12 protein-coding genes are annotated in these 14,943 nt (G+C 42.6%); all 12 read left to right on the forward strand.

Features of this window, described 5'->3' with window-relative positions; translation table 11 throughout:
• Positions 1-203: 203 nt before the first annotated feature.
• The 12 genes from FD724_RS31010 to trpD all read left to right on the forward strand — a co-directional run bounded on the left by FD724_RS31010 (position 204) and on the right by trpD (position 14,857).
• Positions 204-1,502 carry a ScyD/ScyE family protein gene (locus tag FD724_RS31010; protein WP_179075272.1) on the forward strand — a complete coding sequence of 433 codons (1,299 nt, stop codon included), beginning with the start codon at positions 204-206 and terminating at the stop codon, positions 1,500-1,502.
• 156 nt (positions 1,503-1,658) lie between these two features.
• On the forward strand, positions 1,659-2,855 hold the full coding sequence (gene scyF, locus FD724_RS31015) for a scytonemin biosynthesis PEP-CTERM protein ScyF (protein ID WP_179075273.1): 1,197 nt from the start codon (positions 1,659-1,661) through the stop codon (positions 2,853-2,855).
• A gap of 253 nt (positions 2,856-3,108) precedes the next feature.
• Positions 3,109-4,398: a glycosyltransferase family 4 protein gene (locus tag FD724_RS31020; RefSeq protein ID WP_179075274.1), complete on the forward strand. Its 1,290-nt coding sequence runs from the start codon at positions 3,109-3,111 to the stop codon at positions 4,396-4,398.
• 18 nt (positions 4,399-4,416) lie between these two features.
• Positions 4,417-5,505, forward strand: a complete 1,089-nt coding sequence (gene tyrA / locus FD724_RS31025) for a bifunctional chorismate mutase/prephenate dehydrogenase (RefSeq protein WP_179075275.1) — start codon at positions 4,417-4,419, stop codon at positions 5,503-5,505.
• Positions 5,506-5,516: 11 nt separating this feature from the next.
• Positions 5,517-6,161 carry a DsbA family oxidoreductase gene (locus tag FD724_RS31030; protein ID WP_114080650.1) on the forward strand — a complete coding sequence of 215 codons (645 nt, stop codon included), beginning with the start codon at positions 5,517-5,519 and terminating at the stop codon, positions 6,159-6,161.
• Positions 6,158-7,342: a 3-dehydroquinate synthase gene (locus tag FD724_RS31035; protein ID WP_179075276.1), complete on the forward strand. Its 1,185-nt coding sequence runs from the start codon at positions 6,158-6,160 to the stop codon at positions 7,340-7,342. The genes FD724_RS31030 and FD724_RS31035 overlap by 4 nt, the downstream gene beginning before the upstream one ends.
• A 477-nt stretch (positions 7,343-7,819) precedes the next feature.
• On the forward strand, positions 7,820-10,030 hold the full coding sequence (locus FD724_RS31040; RefSeq protein WP_179075277.1) for an anthranilate synthase: 2,211 nt from the start codon (positions 7,820-7,822) through the stop codon (positions 10,028-10,030).
• 119 nt (positions 10,031-10,149) lie between these two features.
• Positions 10,150-10,977 carry an indole-3-glycerol phosphate synthase TrpC gene (trpC, locus tag FD724_RS31045; RefSeq protein WP_179075278.1) on the forward strand — a complete coding sequence of 276 codons (828 nt, stop codon included), beginning with the start codon at positions 10,150-10,152 and terminating at the stop codon, positions 10,975-10,977.
• A gap of 149 nt (positions 10,978-11,126) precedes the next feature.
• Entirely contained in the window at positions 11,127-11,381 is a 255-nt protein-coding gene (locus FD724_RS42185) for a hypothetical protein (RefSeq protein ID WP_372726536.1), read from the forward strand.
• A gap of 48 nt (positions 11,382-11,429) precedes the next feature.
• Positions 11,430-12,257 carry a tryptophan synthase subunit alpha gene (gene trpA, locus FD724_RS31055; protein WP_179075279.1) on the forward strand — a complete coding sequence of 276 codons (828 nt, stop codon included), beginning with the start codon at positions 11,430-11,432 and terminating at the stop codon, positions 12,255-12,257.
• A gap of 155 nt (positions 12,258-12,412) precedes the next feature.
• Positions 12,413-13,642, forward strand: a complete 1,230-nt coding sequence (trpB, locus tag FD724_RS31060; protein WP_179075280.1) for a tryptophan synthase subunit beta — start codon at positions 12,413-12,415, stop codon at positions 13,640-13,642.
• A 123-nt stretch (positions 13,643-13,765) separates the two neighbouring features.
• Entirely contained in the window at positions 13,766-14,857 is a 1,092-nt protein-coding gene (trpD, locus tag FD724_RS31065; protein ID WP_179075281.1) for an anthranilate phosphoribosyltransferase, read from the forward strand.
• Positions 14,858-14,943: the final 86 nt, after the last annotated feature.

Consider the following 14,943-nt stretch of genomic DNA (forward strand, 5'->3'; position numbering starts at 1 on the left):
AATCAAGACGCTCTCTACGAGATGCTGCGCTATCCACCAGTCGTACAGAATTCATTCTGAATTCTGGCTCCTGACTCCTGAATTCTGTTTCGATAAATCTCAACTAAAGAGTTTCAAACCAATTGCGCGTTCCTCAAAGACTGGGATTCGTTGTCTTTAAACCCATAAAGTTTCCACTTACTTAACTCTCAATCTCCAAAGGTATGAAACTCAAATCACTTACTCTTACACTTTTAACTGTTTGCATTGCTGCTGTTTCTGCACCAAAATCAGCCGAAGCTGCAAGCCTAACAGTAGTTGCCGATGGTCTTAGTAATCCACGCGGAATCGGCTTTGATTCTACTGGCAATCTTTATGTTACAGAAAGTGGTTCTGGTGGTGATGGAAAAGATGGAAGATGTATTCCATCTCCTAGCGCCGGGTATATTCCTTTATGTGCTGGTCAAAATGGCTCCCTGCTTAAAATTGCTCAGGATGGTACAAAAACAAATATAATTTCTGACCTCACTTCTTTAGCATTATCGCCTTCTGGAGAACAAGCAGCCGGCCCTGCGGATATTAAATTTGATTCTCTCGGTAACGCTTATCTGTTGACCGGTCTTGCAGGCGATCCAACCAATCGTGATACCGTTTTAAAATCGCCTGACCTTGGTAAATTATACAAAGTAGACTTAAGTACTGGTGGATTGACAACTCTTGCGGATTTTGGAAAATACGAAACTGCATTTAATCCTGATGGTACAGATATAATCTCTAACCCTTATGCTCTTGCAATTAAAGGTGAGACTGCTTACGTAGTTGATGGGGGCGGAAACAGTATATATACTGTAGGACTCGATGGCAGTGGAATTAAGAACGTAGCCGCAGTTCCAGAGAAAGTGATAGATCGAAATAAACTGGAATTCCCCGATCTTGGGCCTGGTGTAGATCCATCTACGCTTCCAATCACACAGCAATCAGTACCGACAGGAATTGCGATCGCTCCAGATGGCAGTTTAACAGTTAGTGAATACACTTATTTTCCTTATCCAGAAGGTGAAGCGCGGATCTTTAGCGTTGACCCCAACACCTTGCAATCAAATGTTATCGCCGATGGCTTTACACAGCTGACTGGCGTAGCTTATGACCCTGACGGCAATTTGTACGCCTTGCAACACATCAATAGTTCCGAATGGAAAGAAATTCAACAGGGCGGTATTATCACTGGTGATATTAGTGGTTCTTTGATCAAAATAGCCACCGATGGAACTCGTGAAACAATCTGGAGTGGTGATGGACTAGAAGCCGCTTCTGGTATCACCTATGGACCTGATGGTAATTTGTATATTGCAAACCGAGCCAGACTTGCAGGCACAGGACAAGTTATCAAGATTGATCCGAGAGTAACCAAAGTCCCCGAACCTACCTCTGCAATGGGTCTGATAGTAGCTGGTGCTTTAGGTGCAACTTCAATGCTGAAGCGCAAACGCAGCAAAGAATTAGTGAAAGCAGAGACTGTCTAATTCCTGGTAAAGCTTACAGAATAGGCTGCCGCCTCACAGAGAAAGTTGCATTTCAAACAAGAGGCAGCAGCCCAAATTTTAGATTTCCCAAACCGGGACTGGGAACGAAATTAGTCTAGGAAAGAGTATACCTCATAGAACCAAGGCTTAAAACTGATGGGATTAGTCAAAAATTTGTCAATCGGCATTCTCAGTACCGGATTCATAGTGTTGGCAACAGTAGCCCAAGCCAAGGCTGTAACATTAACTTACGACAGAAGTATTGGTAGCCCCGGCTTTGGCCCTGAAGAACTCTTTGTCCCTCAAGGGATAGCGGTGGATAGCCAAGGGAATACCCTCATAGCTAACGGACGCGGTGTTAACCCGGATGGTACTCCTAACTACAACCTCGGTAACAAAATTGAGAAATTTAGTCCAAGCGGTCAGTATATTGGAGCAATTGGCTCCGGCGGCACAGGGCCAGGACAGTTTGATGAGCCAACAACTGTAGACTTTAATCCCGTAACAGGGGATTTGTATGCAGGTGATGTTTACAACAACCGCATCAATCAATTCGATTCTCAGGGTAACTTTATTAGATCCTTTGCAAATGGGGAATTTACCCCTCTCGTAGAGGGTAGGCTTTTCTTTGGGCCATCTGGTGTAACGTTTGACAAAACTGGCAACGTGTACATCGGTGATTTTAATGGCGAAAGAATCCTTAAATTCACATCAGACGGACAGCAAATTGGTGTCATTGGTGGCACTGTGGGCACTGCACCTGGACAATTTCAAGGTGTAGCAGGTTTAAGAATTTCCCCAGTTAGTGGAAATATCTTTGTAGCTGACCAGTATAACAACCGCGTTCAAGTACTTGATCCCAATGGTAATCCTCTGTTGGCATTTGGTTCAGCAGGTAGCGGTCCTGGACAGCTTCTTCAGCCAATAGGCATCGAAGTGGACGACCAAGAGAATGTTTATGTAGCTGATTCTATCAATAGCCGCGTACAGGTGTTTGATAAAAACGGTAACTTCTTGACTTCCTTCGGTGAAAATGCACGCGATGCATCAGGTAATCCAGTACCGCCTCCAGCATTAACTGGCCCTCCTTTTGGCAACCCCCTCGACCTCACTCCCGGCAGATTTAACTGGACGGGTGGCACAAGCTACAAAGATGGCAAGCTTTATGTGGGCGATTTCTTCCAAGGTCGTGTCCAAGTGCTAAACGTAGAAGACAGAAAGCAAGTACCTGAACCTGGTTCAGCATTAGGTTTAGCATTGCTTGGACTTGGGGCTGCTACCGTCACATTGCGGAAACGTGGACAACAAAAGCCAGTCTTCAGTTTACATAAAGAACTGCAAAAACAATACTGAGTTTCGATACTTGCTTGAATAGCATTGATGCGTAAGCTAGTTCGTAGCAATAACTTTAGTCTTTATTATCTAAGGACTAAAGTACTTACTACAAAGATCGCTTGATAAAGTACTAGTTAATGAATAGAAATTTACAGTCTAATCCAAACTAACTTTGACAGCACTAGGTGGGCAGCACTCACCTTATCAACAAGGAAAAAACAAACACAACAAAGCCAACATTATCAAGGTGCTTCCAAGAAATTAATAGTTTATGCAAATTCTGATTTATTCATACAACTATCATCCAGAACCAATTGGTATTGCACCTTTGATGACTGAACTAGCGGAAGGGCTGGTGAAGCGAGGGCATCAAGTGCGGGTAATTACAGGTATGCCTAACTATCCTCAGCGCCAGATTTACGACGGTTATCGAGGTAAGTTATATGTTACTGAACAGAAAAATGGTGTCAAAATTCAGCGTAGTTACCTGCGGATTAAATCTAAACCCAACCTCGTAGACCGCCTACTGCTAGAGTTGAGCTTTGTTTTTACAAGTTTGCCACAAGCGCTCAAGGGGGAGCGACCTGATGTAATTCTCTTAACAGTACCACCGCTACTAGTTTGTTTACCTGCAACTTTGATAGGTTGGCTATACAACTGCCCGGTAGTACTGAATGTGCAAGATATCCTTCCAGAAGCTGGTGTGCGTGTTGGGCTAATTAAGAATAAGTTGATGATTAAAGCTTTGGAAGCTTTAGAAAAATTCGCTTACCGAACTGCACATACCATTAGCGTAATTGCCGATGGCTTTGTAGATAATTTAAAAAATAAAGGTGTACCTGCTAATAAAATTGCCTGCATTCCCAATTGGGTAAATCTAAATTTTATCCGCCCTTTACCAAAGGAAAATAACTCTTGGAGAGCTACCCATCAACTCGATGGTAAATTTGTAGTACTTTATTCAGGTAATATTGCTCTCACGCAAGGTTTGGAAACAGTAATAGAAGCAGCAGCGCGTTTACGTCATCTAAAAGAAATTGTCTTTGTCGTAGCAGGCGAATCTCAAGCCCTCGAAAAGTTGCAGAAACATTGTCTTGCTTGTGGTGCAGATAACGTTTTACTTTTACCATTGGAAGTCCGAGAAAAACTACCACAAATGTTAGCAGCCGCAGATGTGGGGTTGATTGTCCAAAAGCGGAATGTGATTTCCTTCAATATGCCTTCTAAAATACCACTGTTGTTAGCTAGTGGTCGCCCAATTGTGGGTTCGGTTCCCGCCGCCGGCACTGCTGCCAAAGCTATCAAACAAAGTGGTGGTGGTGTTATCGTTGAGCCTGAGTCAGCAGATGCTTTGGCTGCGGCGGTGCTAGATTTATATCATCAGCCGGAATTAGCAGCGCAATTAGGACGTAAAGGAAGAAAGTTTGCGGTAGAAAACTATTCCTTTGAGCAAGCGCTAGACCGATATGAAGAGCTATTTGCTGATGCGATCGCTAAAAAAGCAACAAACTTGGATATTTTACCAGAAATAAGTTCTAAAGAATCACTTGTTGATATTTGAAAATTGGGGACGCGAAAAATGCCTCTGAAATCCTCTTATTCAGATCAGCTTAAGAAAACTGACCAGAGCTTGATCGCCTTACTTAGCGATCGCATATCATTATTAGCATCAGAACAGCCTTCTTTAGATGAACAACTGGCTGATGTCGCTCCCCTACTCGCTCAAGCTGGTATTCCTGAGTCTGTTTGGGCGGATGTAGTAAAGAGTTGTCATGCCAGTCTTACCCCTAAATCTGCCACAAATCATGTCAGTCCCCGACAAATTACCATCATCGGTGGACACGGCAGGATGGGAAGATTATTTAAAGAGCAACTTTCAGTAGTAGGTCACAATGTTAGCGTTCTTGAACATGATGGTTGGGAATACGCAGATAAACTGTTAAGTCAGGCAGAATTAGTATTAGTAAGTGTTCCTATTGAACATACAGTTGATGTTATCAAACGAGCAGCAAAATATCTTGCTCCAACTACAGCCTTGTGTGACATCACAAGTATTAAAATACAGCCTAATCAAGCAATGCTCGAATACCATTGCGGCCCCGTTATGGGCTTACATCCAATGTTTGGGCCAAATATCAAATCGTTTTTGGGGCAAAAAGTGGTAGTTTGTCCAGGCCGAAATGATGATTCATTTCAATGGCTATTAGATTTCCTGAAAGCTAAAGGTGGTGAATTAATTGTTTGCACACCTGAAGAACACGATCAAATGATGGTGATTATTCAAGCCACGCAGCATTTCTGTAGATTTAGTCTTGGTGTTTTCTTAGCACAATCAAGAGTAGAGATAGAGCAGAGTTTAACAATGTCAACTCCTAACTATCGTCAAGAGATTGATATTGTGAAACGTTTATTTTCGCAAAATCCTAATTTATGCGTTGATATTATGCTAGCGACTGAAGAAAGGTGTAATGCTATTAGCTTTTTAGCTAAAACTTACAGCCGATTGGCTAGACTGGTGGCTAGAAAGGATAGAGAGGCATTAATTAAAGAGTTTGAAAATACTCAAAGTTTTTTTGAAGAAAAAATAAACACTTTTTTACAGCCTTTACACACAACGTCTCTCCAACGAGATTTTAAACCACAGATGTACACAAATATTAGCATTTAAGTAACAAAACTATGCTGATAGACATCTTTCATGATACCGTTTGCCCTTGGTGCAGAATTGGGAAAAAACATCTGTTTGATGCACTGGCACAATGGCAAGAACAAGAAGTAAATATCCGATGGCATCCCTTTCTTCTGGATGATACTGTTCCTGCTGAGGGGTACGAATTTAGTAGCTTTATGCAAAATAGAAAAGGCATTAAAGCGCCAGAAATGCAACAGATGTTTGATTATACGCAACGCGCAGGGGAGGCGGCTGGGGTTAAGCTAGATTTTGAAAAAATCCGTTTGGCTGTCAATACTAAGCTTGCTCACCAACTGATTGCATTAGCACCGACAAACATAAAAAATGATGTCGTTGAAGCTATTTATAGAGCTTACTTTGAAGAGGGTTTGAATATTGGAGATATTAACGTTATTGTTGCCATCGGTACAGCATACCAGATGGATGCTACCGAATTAAAGTTGCAATTAAACGATCGCGATGTCGTTGATACAGTTGTTGCTGAATCGGCATTTGCTCGCTTAAATGGCATCAACAGCGTGCCGTTTTTCATCATGAATAATCAAGTCAAGGTAAATGGTTCTCACTCGGTTGAGGTTTTCCTTGAAGCTTTGAATAGTACTGCACTTTTAGATATACCTGCAAAAATATGATAGTTGACATCAAGCAAAAAAATAGATTAATTCATCAACGTGTTTCGGTTACTTTTAACTATGAGATTTACTTCACCCAAAATTTATTTGAGTTGAAAAACCCGACGCTAGCGCAAGTAATTTCGGCAGATGAGGAGACAAAGCCGAAGAAAATAGTTGCGGTGGTAGACGCAGGAATATTAAAGTATCAACCGGAATTGGTGAAGCAATTAGTTGCGTATACCAAGTTTTATGGAGAAGTACTAGCGATCGCAGCCGAACCGATGATAATTTCGGGAGGAGAAGCTGCCAAAAACGATCGCACTCTAGTAGAGCAAATCCAGCAACTCATTGAAACAGCCGGATTATGTCGTCATTCTTATGTGTTAGCGATCGGGGGCGGGGCAATATTGGATTTGGTAGGATATGCTGCTGCAACTGCTCACCGGGGCATTCGTCTGATTCGGGTTCCGACAACGGTATTAGCGCAAAATGATTCTGGGGTTGGAGTAAAAAACGGCATCAACGCCTTTGGTAAAAAGAACTTTCTCGGCACATTTGCGCCACCTTATGCAGTTATAAATGACTCTGCGTTCTTGACAACCCTAGACGATCGCGATTGGCGTTCTGGGATTGCAGAAGCCGTCAAAGTGGCGCTAATTAAGGATGGTAAGTTTTTCGATTTTATCCACTCTCACAGCAAAGCCCTGGGGCGGCGAGACATGGATGCTATGCAACAGGTTATCTATCGTTGTGCCCAGTTGCACCTAGAACATATTGCCAATAGCGGCGATCCTTTTGAAATGGGTTCATCTCGTCCCCTAGATTTTGGACATTGGGCGGCTCATAAACTGGAGCATTTGACAAATTATCGCTTGCGTCATGGCGAAGCTGTTGCGATCGGTATTGCTTTGGATAGCACTTATTCTTATTTAGCAGGATTGCTTGATTGTTCAGAATGGCAACGGATATTAGATACTTTATCAGCGTTAGGTTTCACGTTGTATGTGCCAGAACTAGCTCATAAGTTATCACAACTAGAACATCCTGATTGTTTGTTTCATGGTTTAACTGAGTTCCGCGAACACTTGGGTGGAGAATTGACTTTAACCTTGCTAAAAAGTATTGGCAAAGCAATTGAAGTTCATGAGGTAAATTTGTTGTTATATAGGCAAGCAATATCACTATTGCGGGAATTTTAGGATTGTAGGACTAATATTTCTCTTTACTCTGTGCCCTCTGCGCCTCTGTGGTTCAATAAATTTTTAAACCGCAGAGGCACAGAGAACGCTGAGAAATAATAAGAGATTTTATAAGTTACATTTAAGGACTAGATTGAATTTTAAAAGCATAGATTTAATCCTAAAGTTCCAGAGAATATATTACTTTTGAGATAGGCGGATAATCTCAAGTAAAATGATCAGCAATGACAAGAAAGGATTAGTATAAAAATCGAATAAATTGACACCCAATCGAAAAATTATTCAATGTATTATCTGCTTGATATCTAGTAGTCTTAAATAAGAAGCAAAAAGTTTTTAATTACATTTTCCACCAATAATCCGCAGATTGAAATAGCTTGATTGAAATTGAATCATCTAAATTATTTATCTGCCTATAAATAACTACTAATAATCATTAATAGCTTTTGACTAATCACTCTTGCAAAGAAATTACCCATGATTTTTAATTCCCGTTCCTACAAAACCCTTGGCGGCGTAATTGTTTCTCGCTCCATCACCGAAGTGAAGATGGACACTGCCCTCGAAGATATTCTATTTCACTTAAATTCTCAGCGTGGCGGTTTGTTAAGAAGCAGCTACGAATATCCAGGCAGATATAAAAGATGGGCAATCGGATTTGTCAATCCACCATTAGAATTAACTACACAGGAAAATGTTTTCAATTTGATAGCGTTGAATGAACGCGGTCAGGTACTTCTACCATTGCTATTAGAGTGTTTATCCAACTCACTCCAACTGGAGAAAGTTACCCTAGACAATAATAATATTGTCGGCTTTGTTAAAGCTACCAAAAAATTATTCACTGAAGAAGAGCGCAGTAAGCAACCTTCAGCATTTACCGTTGTTCGGGAAATTTTACACACTTTCTCTAGCCAAGAAGATGAGCATTTAGGATTGTATGGGGCTTTTGGTTATGACTTAGTTTTTCAGTTTGAACCAATTACCCAACGTCTAGAACGTCCTACAGACCAACGCGATTTGGTACTTTATCTCCCTGATGAATTGATAGTGGTTGATTACTATCAGCAACGCGCATTTCGTCTGCAATATGATTTCCAAACAGCGCACGGCAACACGATGAACCTTCCTCGAACAGGTGAGTCTGTTGATTATCGCGGAAAACATCTTACCCCTAATCAAACTGCTGACCATAAAGTAGGCGAGTATGCGAAAAAAGTTGAGTCTGCACTCGATTATTTTCGCCGAGGCGATTTATTTGAAGTTGTTCCTAGCCAAAACTTTTTTGAAGGCTATGAAGATGAACCTAGCAAACTATTTGAAACTTTAAAGGATATAAATCCTAGTCCTTATGGGTTTATTTTTAACTTAGGTGGAGAATATCTGATTGGTGCATCTCCAGAAATGTTTGTGCGAGTTGAAGGGAAGCGGGTAGAAACTTGTCCTATTAGTGGCACTATTAGCCGGGGACTAGATGCTCTTGACGATGCAGTGCAAATTCGTCATTTACTCAACTCGCACAAAGATGAGGCTGAGTTGACCATGTGTACTGATGTCGATCGCAATGATAAATCCCGAATCTGCGAACCTGGTTCAGTTCAAGTCATTGGTCGTCGCCAAATTGAATTATACAGCCATTTAATTCATACAGTAGATCATGTTGAAGGGATACTGCGATCGCAATTTGATGCTTTAGATGCCTTTCTTTCCCACACTTGGGCGGTTACAGTCACCGGCGCACCCAAAAAAGCTGCAATAGATTTTATTGAACAGCACGAACGTAGCGCCCGACGTTGGTATGGTGGAGCTGTCGGTTATTTAAATTTCAACGGGAATTTAAATACTGGATTAATTCTGCGGACAATTCGATTAAAAGACTGCATCGCCGAAGTGCGAGTTGGGGCGACTGTCCTTTATGACTCCATACCCCAAGCAGAAGAACAAGAAACAATTACTAAAGCTGCTGCTTTATTTGAAACGATTCGCCGTGTTAAGCAAAGCAGTCACAAAATTGATGAATCCAGTTCTAAAAAATCAGCTAAAATTCTACCTTGTGCGGCAACTGGCAAACGCATCTTACTAATAGATTATGAAGACTCCTTTGTTCATACCCTAGCTAATTACATTCGCCAAACCGGTGCAAGTGTCACCACATTACGTCATGGTTTCTCAGAATCGCTATTCGATACAGAACGCCCTGACTTAGTTGTTTTATCTCCTGGCCCTGGTAGACCAAGTGATTTTCGGGTTCCCCAGACTGTCGGTGCGCTTCTTCATCGCAAAATTCCCATTTTTGGAGTTTGTCTAGGGCTGCAAGGCATCGTTGAAGCTTTTGATGGACAATTGGGAGTTCTTAACTATCCTCAACATGGGAAATCTTCACGGATTTTCGTTACTGATTCCGATTCCGTTACCTTCAAGAATTTACCAGAATCCTTTAACGTGGGTAGATATCACTCATTGTTTGCTCTCCCGCAACATTTACCCCAAGAACTGAAGGTGACAGCGATTTCTGATGACAACGTAATTATGGGTATTGAACATCAGACACTTCCCATCGCCGCCGTTCAGTTTCATCCAGAATCAATCATGACTTTAGCGGGAGAAGTCGGCCTGGAAATCATTAAAAATGTGGTGCGTGCATATACACAAATTAAAGAGCCATTGGGAATAGGGAATAGGGAATAGGGAAGAGGACAAGGAGAATGGGGGACAAGGGGAAAGACTTGTTTCAAATTCTCACCCCTTGCCCTTGCCCCCTGCTCCCTGCTCCCTGCTCCCTGCTCCCTGCTCCCTGCTAACAGATTATGACTAACCAAGTTACCGCTTCTCGCCATATTCTTGAAGAGATTGTGTTGCATAAAAGGCAAGAAGTTGCACAGATGCAGCAAGAATTTCCTTTAGCTTCTTTGCAACAGCAGTTAATTACGGCTCCAAGTGTCCGAAATTTCTTAGCTGCTTTACAACAAAATCCTAACCAACCTAGCTTAATTGCCGAGGTAAAAAAGGCATCACCCAGCCGTGGGATTATTCGAGCAGATTTTGATCCAGTTGCGATCGCTCAAGCTTATGAACGAGGTGGTGCAGCTTGTCTATCAGTCCTCACCGATCATAAGTTTTTTCAGGGCAGTTTTGACAATCTGCGTAATGTGCGATCGCACGTTGCATTACCCCTACTGTGCAAAGAATTCATCATTGACCCCTATCAAATCTATCTAGCACGGACAGCAGGCGCAGATGCAGTTTTGTTGATTGCCGCTATCTTATCAGACCAAGAACTGCAAAACTTTCTGCGAGTGATTCATGATTTAGGCATGACTGCACTGGTGGAAGTCCATACTTTGGCTGAACTGGATAGAGTTCTTAAGCTTGACGATTTACATTTAGTAGGAATCAACAATCGCAATCTAGAAGATTTTACGGTTGATTTAGGAATAACCCAGCAACTTTTAGCGCAACGTCAGCAATATTTGCAAAGTTTGGATATCACTGTCGTCAGTGAATCTGGACTGTATACACCTGCTGATTTATCTCTTGTCGCTGAAGCTGGTGTTCGTGCCGTTTTGGTTGGAGAATCTTTAGTTAAACAAAGCGATGTAGAACAAGCTGTGCAGAGTCTTTTAAGGCTTTCTTAGGATACAGACCTAACCCCCAGCCCCTTCCCTGCAAGGGAAGGGGAGTAAGATTCAAAGCCTCTCTCCTTTTAGGAGAGAGGTTTGGAGAGAGGTCAAAGTGTATTACATCCAAGCGAGAAGCGCTATATTACTTCAAAAATGAAGCTCTAATACTCGACGACGGAGCTAAAAGACTCGTTAACGGAGCTAAAAGACTCGTTAACGGAGCTAAAAGACTCGTTAACGGAGCTAAAAGACTCATTAACGGAGATAAAAGCCTCATTAATGGAGATAAAAGCCTCATTAATGGAGCTAAAAGACTCGTTAACGGAGATAAAAGACTCGTTAACGGAGCTAAAAGACTCGTTAACGGAGCTAAAAGACTCAACAACAAAAAATATAGCGTGGGTATCGCTAATTCCTAAATGTTGATTTTTCCAGAATTATTAACTAATCATTAACTATTTTTCAAAATGACTTCTATTTCCGACTCCTTTCAAACTTTACGCCTACGCCAACAGTGTGCTTTAATCCCCTTTATCACAGCAGGCGATCCTAACTTAGAAACCACTGCCGAGGCTTTACGTATCTTAGATCGTAATGGTGCAAACTTCATTGAGTTGGGCATTCCCTACTCCGATCCTCTCGCAGATGGGCCTGTAATTCAAGCAGCAGCAACTCGCGCTTTGCAAAAAGGCACGAAATTAGAGCAAGTATTAGAAATGTTGGAAGGTTTAACTCCTACCCTGAAAGCACCGATAATTCTATTTACTTACTACAATCCCATTTTGCACCGGGGTATTAAGACGTTTTTGGCCCAAATTGCTGCTGTTGGGGTGCAAGGCTTAGTAGTGCCAGATTTACCCTTAGAAGAAGCAGGAGAATTAATCCAAACTGCTGCATCTTTTGGGATTGAGGTAATTTTACTTGTAGCTCCTACCAGTTCTAAAGATAGGATTTTAGCGATCGCTCGTCAATCTCAAGGTTTTATCTACCTGGTAAGCGTCACAGGCGTTACAGGTATCCGCGCTCAAATCCAAGACCGCGTAAAAGATTTAATTACCGACTTGCGAAGCGTCACCGATAAACCCATCGGCGTTGGTTTTGGTATTTCCGGGCCAGAACAAGCGCATCAAGTAATGGAATGGGGAGCAGATGCGGTGATTGTTGGTAGTGCCTTCGTCAAACGTCTAGCTGAAGGTAGCCCAACAGAAAGATTACAAGCTGTAGAAAAGCTTTGTCAAGAACTTAAAACAGCAATTACCCCAGTATCCCTGCAACAAGTTGTTTCTGCAAAGTAAAAAACTCTCTCTCTTTCTTCTCTCTGTGCCCTCTGCGCCTCTGTGGTTCGATAAAAAATAACGAACCGCAGAGACACAGAGAACGCAGAGATTTGAAGAGTCACCTTGAATAGAACGAAAGTAAAAAATACTTGAACGTAAAAGGATTTTAAACAGTGGTAAGCATACAAGACATCAAGACTGCAACTATCCAACCAGATTCTTTGGGCAGATTTGGAAGATTTGGCGGTAAGTACGTCCCCGAAACCTTAATGCCTGCATTAAGTGAGTTAGAAGCAGCATTTCAAAAATATCGCAACGAGCCGAGTTTCCAAGCAGAACTGCAAAACCTACTGCGCGATTATGTCGGACGACCCAGCCCATTATATTTTGCTGAACGCCTGACAACAAACTACGCTAGACCAGATGGCACGGGGCCACAAATTTATTTGAAGCGTGAGGATTTAAATCATACAGGCGCTCACAAAATTAATAATGCTTTAGCTCAGGTGTTGCTAGCTAAACGCATGGGTAAGCAACGGATTATTGCCGAGACAGGTGCAGGTCAACACGGCGTAGCCACTGCAACTGTATGTGCTAGGTTTGGTTTGAAATGTGTGATTTACATGGGCATCCATGATATGGAACGCCAATCGCTAAATGTGTTCCGCATGAAATTAATGGGGGCTGAAGTTCGTCCGGTAGAAGCGGGTACGGGAACTCTCAAAGATGCAACTTCCGAAGCAATTCGGGATTGGGTGACAAATGTAGAAACAACCCATTACATCCTCGGTTCCGTTGCCGGGCCTCATCCCTACCCGATGATTGTCCGTGACTTCCACGCGGTAATTGGTGTAGAAACTCGCGCTCAATCCCAGGAGAAATGGGGAGGATTACCAGATATTTTACTAGCTTGCGTGGGTGGAGGTTCCAATGCGATCGGCTTATTCAATGAATTTGTGCATGAACCTTCAGTGCGTCTAATTGGAGTGGAAGCGGCGGGTGAAGGTGTAGATACAGAAAAACACGCTGCTACCTTGACAAAGGGAAGAATAGGTGTATTGCATGGTGCAATGAGCTATTTACTGCAAGATGATGATGGTCAAGTCATCGAAGCCCATTCAATTAGTGCCGGATTAGATTATCCCGGCGTTGGCCCTGAGCATAGTTATTTAAAGGATCTTGGTCGCGCTGAATATTACAGTGTGACTGATAAACAAGCCTTAGATGCTTTTCAAAGACTCTCGCAACTAGAGGGAATTATCCCAGCTTTGGAAACTGCTCATGCGATCGCATATCTCGAAACCCTTTGTCCTCAGTTAAAAGGCAATCCCCGCATCGTCATCAATTGCTCCGGCAGAGGTGACAAAGATGTACAAACCGTCGCCAAAGTCCTGATTCCCTAGTGGTTCATGTCATTGATTTAGATGAGTTCGTAGTAAGCACTTTAGTGCTTAAAAATTCAGGACTAAAGTCCTGACTACAAACTTATTCTTCATTCAGAACTAGTCAAATGAGAAATAACCACAATGATAACTGTAACCCAAGCTCCACCCGAAAACATCGCTATCTCTTCTGAGTTCTACAACTGGCCAGCTTTATTGCAACAGTTGTTAAATCGGCAATCGTTGACGGTTTCCCAAGCTACAGATTTGATGCAAGGTTGGCTCACAGATGCCATTCCCCATGTCCTATCAGGAGCAATTTTAGCCGCAATTCAAGCCAAAGGCGTATCCGCCCAAGAATTAGTAGGCATGGCCAGTGTCTTACAATCCCAATCCCCAGTACCCAGTACCCAATACCCAGCCCCCCTAATTGACACCTGCGGAACTGGTGGAGATGGTGCTTCAACATTTAATATTTCCACTGCTGTTGCCTTTGTTGCTGCTGCTGCCGGGGTAAAGGTTGCCAAACATGGCAATCGTTCAGCATCCAGTAAGACTGGTTCGGCTGATGTACTGGAAGCTTTGGGGATAAATCTCAACGCCAATCCAGAAAAAGTGCAAGCCGCAGTGGGTGAAGTTGGAATCACCTTTTTGTTTGCTCCAGGTTGGCATCCTGCACTCAAAGCGATCGCAACTTTGCGAAAAACTTTGAAGGTACGGACTGTTTTTAACTTACTCGGCCCGCTAGTAAATCCCATGCGGCCGACAGGGCAAATTATTGGCGTGAACGATCCGCTTTTACTAGAGGAAATTGTTCAAGCTTTATCGCAATTGGGATGTCAGCAAGCGATCGCAGTTCATGGACGCGAACGTTTAGATGAAGCTGGTTTGGCAGATGTCACCGACTTAGCTGTACTTCAAGATAAAAAGGTGCGTTCTCTAACGCTGAACCCTCAAGAACTTGGGTTGAATTTTGCATCCACTGCGGCATTGCACGGTGGAGATGTCCAAGAAAATGCCGAAATTTTGAAGGCAGTTCTCCAAGGTAAAGGCACTCAAGCACAGCAGGATGTTGTCGCTTTAAACACAGCCCTGGCACTCCAAGTAGGTGAAGCCATTCACGGGGAAACGGATATTTTAGTTGGTTGTGTTAAAGGTATTGTCCTGGTGAAGGAAATCCTGCAAAGCGGCGCGGCTTGGACAAAACTAGAACAACTCGCTGAATTTTTACACTAGACGAACCTCTCCTCATAGGATTAAGCCTCTCTCCGTTTCGGGGAGAGGTTTGGAGAGGGGTCAATATATTACACCCAAAACTATAC

The sequence above is a fragment of the Nostoc sp. C057 genome (genome assembly GCF_013393925.1).
GTDB lineage: Bacteria > Cyanobacteriota > Cyanobacteriia > Cyanobacteriales > Nostocaceae > Nostoc > Nostoc muscorum_A.

What these genes read in the sequence shown, in the direction of transcription:
- FD724_RS31010 (WP_179075272.1), top strand. Translation starts at nt 204, where the DNA reads ATGAAACTCAAATCACTTACTCTTACACTTTTAACTGTTTGCATTGCT.
- scyF (WP_179075273.1), top strand. Translation starts at nt 1,659, where the DNA reads ATGGGATTAGTCAAAAATTTGTCAATCGGCATTCTCAGTACCGGATTC.
- FD724_RS31020 (WP_179075274.1), top strand. Translation starts at nt 3,109, where the DNA reads ATGCAAATTCTGATTTATTCATACAACTATCATCCAGAACCAATTGGT.
- tyrA (WP_179075275.1), top strand. Translation starts at nt 4,417, where the DNA reads ATGCCTCTGAAATCCTCTTATTCAGATCAGCTTAAGAAAACTGACCAG.
- FD724_RS31030 (WP_114080650.1), top strand. Translation starts at nt 5,517, where the DNA reads ATGCTGATAGACATCTTTCATGATACCGTTTGCCCTTGGTGCAGAATT.
- FD724_RS31035 (WP_179075276.1), top strand. Translation starts at nt 6,158, where the DNA reads ATGATAGTTGACATCAAGCAAAAAAATAGATTAATTCATCAACGTGTT.
- FD724_RS31040 (WP_179075277.1), top strand. Translation starts at nt 7,820, where the DNA reads ATGATTTTTAATTCCCGTTCCTACAAAACCCTTGGCGGCGTAATTGTT.
- trpC (WP_179075278.1), top strand. Translation starts at nt 10,150, where the DNA reads ATGACTAACCAAGTTACCGCTTCTCGCCATATTCTTGAAGAGATTGTG.
- trpA (WP_179075279.1), top strand. Translation starts at nt 11,430, where the DNA reads ATGACTTCTATTTCCGACTCCTTTCAAACTTTACGCCTACGCCAACAG.
- trpD (WP_179075281.1), top strand. Translation starts at nt 13,766, where the DNA reads ATGATAACTGTAACCCAAGCTCCACCCGAAAACATCGCTATCTCTTCT.